Raw genomic sequence first — 1820 nt, forward strand, 5'->3', positions numbered from 1 at the left:
ACGGGCGCTTCGCTCGGGCGCAACGGAGGGCTTCGCCGCGCGGTAGAAGCATGGCAATGCCGTAAGGGTCCTTGCATGACAACGACGGTTTTACTTGCAAAGTAGCGTTCTTCACGGACGGCTTGCGCAATCTTGTCGACTTTTCCCAGGCCGAGTTGGAAACCTCTTTGTATACCAATCTGGTAGCAAAACCTGTACCTGCGTGTTTAATGAAGAAGACCGGTGCTATAGAAACAGCTTTCGGAAATTGATGTGTAAAGTCGGCAGAATTGCATTTTCAGGTGCAGCTGGCAGCGCGCAGACTCCTTGCCGCTCGATGTTTCTGCATGAAAAAGCGCCCTACAGGCCGGTAAACCTGTAGGGCGCCGGTGGTTTGCCCGTGTTCGCAAGCGGTGAAACGCGATCCTTACGCGAAGAACAGCTCGGAGAGGGTCATCGGGTCGACGTACTCGCCGTCCTTGTAGACGCGCATGTTGCCGGAGGCGATCTCGTCGATCAGGATGACGTTGCCGTCGGCGTCGTAGCCGAACTCGAACTTGATGTCGTAGAGGACGAGGCCCTTCTCGGCCAGGTCGTCGGCGACGATCTTGGTGATCTGCTTGGTCATCTCCTTGAGGGAGTCGTACTGCTCGGCGGTCATGACGCCCAGGTCGACGAGACCGTCCTTGGTGACCAACGGGTCGCCCAGCTCGTCGTTCTTGAAGGTGGTCTCGACGTAGGAGGGCAGGTCGTCGCCCTCGTTGCAGTACTGCTTATAGCGGCGGTAGAAGGAGCCCACGGCCTTGTTGCGGCAGATGACCTCGAGGCCCTCGCCGAAGACCTTGGCGGGCAGGACCTCCATGGTGGTGTCGTCGAGGTTGGCGGACACGTAGTGGGTCTTGATGCCGGCGGCGTTGATCTTCTCGAAGAAGTAGATGGACATGCGCAGGTTGACATCGCCCACGCCCTCGATGGTGAGACCGACGGAGTTCTCGCCCGGATCGAAGACGCCGTCCTTACCGGTGCAGTCGTCCTTGAACTTGAGGAGGTAGTTGCCGTTCTCGAGCGCGAAAACGTCCTTGGTCTTGCCGGAATACACGAGTTCCTGGGTCATGGCGGTAGTCCTTTCATGCAACGCCGCATCGTTTGACGGTGAGAGTGTACAACATTGGCAAGGTGCCTCATAAGCTCAGCGCAAAACTAGGATTATTGTTACAGAAAGATTATCACCTTGGTGTGAACTCCATGGAGGTGGAGTGCGTGCTGGGATGCGGTCTGTGGAACGAGGGATGTCGGTCCCGCGCTGCGGCGCTCCGCCGGCCCTGCGGCGCCGGGTCCGCTGCATGGCGATGGTGCGGCGGGCTCGACGTCCTCGGGTCCGGCGTCGCGGCGTCCTGTCGATACGCTGCGCCGCAGCGGGCATGATGCGATGAAAACGTGTACGGTGGAGGTGCTGGTTTGGATCGGTTTTGGAGGAGGCGGGGCGAATGGTGATGAGCACGTGGGATGCGCTGACGGGGCTGGAGCGAACGGCCGAGCAGTTGTACGAGGGGGTTTCGACGCGGGAGGGGCTGGCCGCCGCCGATATCGCCATCGATCGCTTGATAGCCGGTGCGCCCCTTGATCCGGGCGAGCTGCGCGCCCCCTGTGCGCCCGGGGCGCATGCGCCCACACCGACCCCGTATTTCATCGCGAGGGACCTGTATGCCAAGATGGACCTGGATGGGAGCTCGCATGTGCTTGACGTGGGCTGCGGCATGGGCCGCATGCTGGCGTGCCATGCGGCGATGCGCCTGCCCGGGCGGGTGACGGGCGTGGAGCTCGATGCCGAGCTGGCGGCG

Annotated in this window: 2 protein-coding genes; one reads left to right on the forward strand and one right to left on the reverse strand. The window is 61.3% G+C overall.

All coding sequences use genetic code 11. The annotated features are described in order from the left end of the window. Positions 1 to 406 precede the first annotated feature (406 nt). Entirely contained in the window at positions 407 to 1093 is a 687-nt protein-coding gene (locus tag I2E26_RS04580; RefSeq protein ID WP_147588559.1) for a phosphoribosylaminoimidazolesuccinocarboxamide synthase, read from the reverse strand. A gap of 373 nt (positions 1094 to 1466) precedes the next feature. Between I2E26_RS04580 and I2E26_RS04585 the strand changes: the two genes are divergently transcribed. Then, positions 1467 to 1820 (forward strand): cyclopropane-fatty-acyl-phospholipid synthase family protein (locus I2E26_RS04585; RefSeq protein ID WP_370551443.1); only part of this gene is annotated, 354 nt, incomplete at its 3' end.

Origin of the sequence: Collinsella sp. D33t1_170424_A12 (assembly GCF_015554865.1) — a bacterium.
In the GTDB taxonomy this organism is placed as follows: domain Bacteria; phylum Actinomycetota; class Coriobacteriia; order Coriobacteriales; family Coriobacteriaceae; genus Collinsella.

Excerpts from the sequence above, each read along its gene's own strand:
- I2E26_RS04580 (WP_147588559.1), bottom strand. The coding sequence starts at position 1,093 with ATGACCCAGGAACTCGTGTATTCCGGCAAGACCAAGGACGTTTTCGCG.